We start from the raw sequence: 3,933 nt of genomic DNA on the forward strand, positions 1-3,933 counted from the left end.
TGGTCATTACTGCTTTCATGGCTTCCGATTATTGGTGATCCGCTCACGCTGTTTGCCGGGGTCATGCGGGTGCGCCTTCTGCCCTTCATCATTCTGGTGACCATTGGCAAGGCGGCGCGCTATGCCATGATTGCCGGTGGGGCAACTGGTTTGTCGAACATGTTTTCCGGTTGAAGCACGAAATAATTCTTCGAAATAACGAAAAATAAAACTACTCCCCTTCAGAAAATCCACCTTTGATTTAAATATTTAAAAATAAATCAATTGTAATATTACATCATCAATGTTTTCCTTTGATCTAACAGAGCCGCGAAAAATACTTTCACGGCCTGATTAAAAGGAATTTTATTTATGGCTATCGAAATCCCTGCATGGACAAAGCCCGGAATTTGGGGCGGCATTATCGGCGCCGCACTGATCACCATTGTCGGTTTTAGCACCGGCTCGGTGGTGTCTGGTGGCACTGCGCAGGAAATGGCCGATGCAAGCGGCAAGGAAGCAACGATCTCGGCAATGGCACCGGTATGTGTCGCCCAGTTCAAAATGCTTTCGCCCAACAATCAGACGGCGGAACTTACGGCCCTCAAGGCTGAAAGCTCTTACAAGCGCGACGATTTCGTGATTGCAAAAGGCTGGGCAACCATGCCGGGCAGTGACGAACCCAACAACGAGATCGCTCAGCGCTGTGCATCGCTTCTGATGGATCTGACGACAAGCTGATCTGAGACCGGTTCCGGCACAACCAACCGGGACACGGATACCGACAGCACGCAACGCAACCGGCTCCACATCCGGTTGCGTTTTTTTATGCCCAAAGCCGAAATCACCTGCGCACAGGTCAATTTTGTTCAATAAACGCGCCGCCAGACAGCGCATGTTGATCAACAACAAAAAACACCGTGCGAGGAACACCAAGATGTCCGGCTTTAGCGCAACACTCAGCCTGTATCTTTCCATGGCCGCCTTTGCCTTGGCCGCCTCCATCACACCGGGACCGGTCAATATTCTGGTGCTGAGTTCTGGCGTGCAATACGGCTTTCGCCCATCCCTTCGCCTTGTCTTTGGCGCGACGGCGGGATTTTGCCTTTTGCTGCTTTTGATCGGGTTGGGCCTGCATGAAATGCTTGAAGCCTTTCCGCAACTGACCACCGTCATTCAGTGGGCTGGCGTGGCGTTCTTGCTGTTCATGGCCTGGAAACTGGCAACGTCAAACGGCGAACTTGGCAAAGGCAATGCCGCATCCGGTCCCAAAGCCATCACCGGGGCCGTCATGCAATGGCTCAATCCCAAGGCCTGGCTGGCATCCATTGCCGGGATGGGCGCCTATGCCGCGTCCGGCGCGCCAACCCTGATCTGGGAATTCACCGCCATTTACTTTGTCATCTGCTTTGCCTCGGTCGCGTGCTGGGCCTATGCGGGCGCATTCCTGTCGCGTTTCCTGGGCGAGTCATCCCGCATCCGCGCGTTCAACCGGGCGATGGCGGTGTTGCTGATCGCCAGTGCCGCCTATCTTGTTTTGGAGTAATCCCTCTTACCCTGCTTTCTTACTGCAGAATCCAATTCGCAATTATTCATATCGTGACAGCTACTCACTGCCACTTTCTACTCTTTGTGATCGGAAAGCTCAGAAATCAGGGTACTTTAGTTAACTTTTCTTGACAGCCACTCTTCTTGATCAAGGATCTTACCACTGGAACGAAATGTTTCAATGCGCTTAAGTTCATCCTCCACGTGAGCTTTTAGAAAGGCTTTGTCATCTGCGGAGAGAGTTGCACACGATTGCAATTTGCTTGGGAAAATTTCAGGTAAAGTTTTGATGTTTTCTCGAATAAACGCCTGTAGCTCACGAACCTCCGAAGCAACCTCTGCCTTCTTATTATATTTTCCCTCAGTATAATCTTGAATTAGTTCACATAAATCACTTGCCATATCAATGAGTTCAAACCTCCTACTTTCAGAGGTCACTCGCTTAATTTCTTCAGATGCAATCCCTGAATCCGCCAACATTTTTTCTATTTTCTGACGCAACTCGAAACGCTCTCTGCGGCTTAGGTGCGTATCTGCACGACCTAAGCGAACAGCTACCGAGAGCAGATGTTCCGCAGTCAGAACGGAGAGTTGTCTCAGCTCCGCAATCAAGTCTTTCGCCTCTTCCATGGTCTGCTCCCATGTTTCGGCTTCAATTCCAAATCCCTTAAAACGTTTAAACTGCGATAAGAACGCAAACACCAATATAATGGCACCAGCTCCAATCGCCGTCCCAGCATTTTTCAAATTACCAAGATCAACTTGGTACAGACCCATGCAAAACGCGATGAATCCCAAGAATGCCAAGAGGCCCTTGAACATATCTCTCAGAAAACCAGCTGCGCATTTAAACTTTTTGGAGTCTGTTCGTTGCTTCACTCAAGTTTCCCCCTAGAATGGACATAGAACCGATGTCAGTTCTTTTAATACTAGAAAGTTACGCCGCCTGCGCGCGGGCATATTGCCGTGGGGTTGTCGCCATCAGACGTTTGAAAATGCGCTGAAAATGCGCCTGATCGGCAAAGCCGGTTTCAAGCGCGACATCAACGATCTTTTCCCCACGCCGGAGCGCATGGCGCGCCCGCTGCACCCGGCAATTGATCAGATAGGCATAAGGCGTCATGCCAAAAGTCTTTTTAAATGCCCGCACCAGATAGGACCGGGAATAGCCAACCAGTGCCGCCAGGTCATCCAGACTGATATTTTCGGCATAATGGGCGCGGATATACTCACCCACCCGGGCCATCTTGCGATCATGGACCGCGCCGTTGGAACGCATCTCTTCGCCGCCCAGCACACCACGCCGGTCAAGCTGCACATGCAGATCGCCAAAAAACGACACCAGTGCCGTTTCCTTGCCGAGAATATCGACATCCGGATTGGCCAGCATATCAGCCAGATCAATCAAGCCATCATAAAGATGCGGATCATGGCTGAGCGTATCGGAAAACATCGCAAACTTTCCGGCTGCGTCGGCATCAAGCTCAATCTGCAAATCCAAAAGCCAGTCCGGATCAACAAACAGCATGTCATAAACCCAGTCCGCGCCCTTGACCGGGTTGCAGCCATGAACATCCTCAGGGTTCAGGATCACCACCGAACCGGCCTGCGTTTCATGGGTCTTGCCCCGGTTCCAATAGGTGCTATAACCGCCCCGCACCGTACCAATCGAAAAGGTATCGTGGCTGTGGCGTTCGTAGCAGACCTGCATGCCCGTCCGCCACACGCCGCAATTCAACAAACGGCATCGCGTCATTGCGCCAGAAATGCTGATTGCGGGTATTGGGGGCTGCCATTGTGGTCCGTCTTCTTGTGTTTGGGTGTTTGCTTTATAAATTCGAAGATAGGTCAATTTCACCGGTAGCGCCACTGTCGCTGTCTGCTTATAGTGCCCCAAATGTTCGATGATCGTTCCGAAGAGTCCCAACCGCGTTTCATGCCGCCCAACGCACCTATCATGGTCGTTGGATTGCGTCACGCCGTGTTTTTATCGCCCGATGGCGAAATCGAGGAACTCCCGCACGGGGCCGCGGCCAAGCGTGCGCGGTCATCACGCCCCATTCTGGTCCATACCCCGGCCTGTGCCCGACGTCTGAAATCCGATCCGTTTCCGGCCCATGACCTGCTTGAGCTATTTGCCTTTGTCCGCCCGGCACAGTTTTGTGTGCCGACCCCGCGCGGCATTGCGCTTGCCACCGGCCAGAAACCGGCCGATGACCTGATTGGTCAGGCAGAGGCACTGGCAGAAGCCATGAAACGCCTTTTGCAGGAACTGGCCACCCTTCATCGCAACAAACGTGGGCCCGGCCCTTTCGGTTGCATGGCCGATGGCGCGCGGCCACTGGCCGTGGGGTGTTTCGGTTCTGGCGGCCCTTGGGTGCTGATGGCGATGGCCCGCATCGTTAT

4 protein-coding genes and 2 pseudogenes are annotated in these 3,933 nt (G+C 52.6%); 4 read left to right on the forward strand and 2 right to left on the reverse strand.

The features are described 5' to 3' along the window. The 3 genes and pseudogenes from B3Z49_RS16770 to B3Z49_RS16780 all read left to right on the forward strand — a co-directional run. A pseudogene (locus B3Z49_RS16770) lies at window positions 1–174 on the forward strand (DedA family protein); the annotation flags it as partial. Between the two features lie 177 nt (window positions 175–351). Beyond that, window positions 352–720 (forward strand): hypothetical protein, encoded by a 369-nt coding sequence (locus B3Z49_RS16775; RefSeq protein ID WP_120226462.1) that lies wholly within the window; start codon window positions 352–354, stop codon window positions 718–720. A gap of 196 nt (window positions 721–916) precedes the next feature. Then, window positions 917–1,525: a LysE family translocator gene (locus B3Z49_RS16780; RefSeq protein ID WP_296992944.1), complete on the forward strand. Its 609-nt coding sequence runs from the start codon at window positions 917–919 to the stop codon at window positions 1,523–1,525. A 116-nt stretch (window positions 1,526–1,641) separates the two neighbouring features. On the opposite strand, the gene B3Z49_RS16785 is transcribed toward B3Z49_RS16780, so the two are convergent. Both B3Z49_RS16785 and B3Z49_RS16790 read right to left on the reverse strand, forming a co-directional pair. Further along, window positions 1,642–2,406 carry a hypothetical protein gene (locus tag B3Z49_RS16785; RefSeq protein ID WP_296992945.1) on the reverse strand — a complete coding sequence of 255 codons (765 nt, stop codon included), beginning with the start codon at window positions 2,404–2,406 and terminating at the stop codon, window positions 1,642–1,644. 58 nt (window positions 2,407–2,464) lie between these two features. Next, complete coding sequence (locus tag B3Z49_RS16790) at window positions 2,465–3,238, reverse strand: AraC family transcriptional regulator (RefSeq protein WP_296992946.1); 774 nt, start codon at window positions 3,236–3,238, stop codon at window positions 2,465–2,467. Between the two features lie 186 nt (window positions 3,239–3,424). Here B3Z49_RS16790 and B3Z49_RS16795 point away from each other — a divergent pair. Next, window positions 3,425–3,933, forward strand: a pseudogene (locus B3Z49_RS16795) (ATP-dependent DNA helicase); the annotation flags it as partial.

This window comes from Thalassospira sp. UBA1131 (assembly GCF_002311515.1).
Classification (GTDB): Bacteria; Pseudomonadota; Alphaproteobacteria; order Rhodospirillales; family Thalassospiraceae; genus Thalassospira.

Bases quoted from the DNA above. Each gene is read 5' to 3' on its own strand.
- B3Z49_RS16780 (WP_296992944.1), top strand. From the start codon at position 917: ATGTCCGGCTTTAGCGCAACACTCAGCCTGTATCTTTCCATGGCCGCC.
- B3Z49_RS16775 (WP_120226462.1), top strand. From the start codon at position 352: ATGGCTATCGAAATCCCTGCATGGACAAAGCCCGGAATTTGGGGCGGC.
- B3Z49_RS16790 (WP_296992946.1), bottom strand. From the start codon at position 3,238: ATGCAGGTCTGCTACGAACGCCACAGCCACGATACCTTTTCGATTGGT.